Source organism: Veillonella sp. ZSJB6, from assembly GCF_051549505.1.
Lineage (GTDB): Bacteria > Bacillota > Negativicutes > Veillonellales > Veillonellaceae > Veillonella.
The window spans coordinates 1-234 of the sequence record NZ_JBPUGE010000199.1 but is presented as its reverse complement, the minus strand read 5'-3'; the positions used below and the strand labels follow the sequence as shown (position 1 = coordinate 234).

1 protein-coding gene is annotated in these 234 nt (G+C 47.4%); it reads right to left on the bottom strand.

Translation table 11 applies throughout. The annotated features are described in order from the left end of the window. On the bottom strand, nucleotides 1-188 hold a 188-nt coding region (locus ACSV5T_RS10415; protein ID WP_438321102.1), incomplete at its 3' end, for a hypothetical protein. Between the last annotated feature and the right edge of the window lie 46 nt (nucleotides 189-234).

Sequence of the window (234 nt, the reverse complement as noted above, 5' to 3'; positions counted from 1 at the left end):
AACACCGCAAAATGTGGGTTAGCACTTGTTGGCGAGTAGGTCGGCTGTCCCCCTAACGATGACTGAGTTGATACATCGACACTTTGAGTATGGCTTATTTGAGTCTTGCTTGTTTGGGTAGTGCTTGTTTGAATAGTGATTGGGGCTGGTTCACCGTCGAGTGCTTGCAAAAAGATATCTCCCATCATCTCACTGTCGGCAAACGCCATGTCTTGGGCGTCATCAAAAGACGTA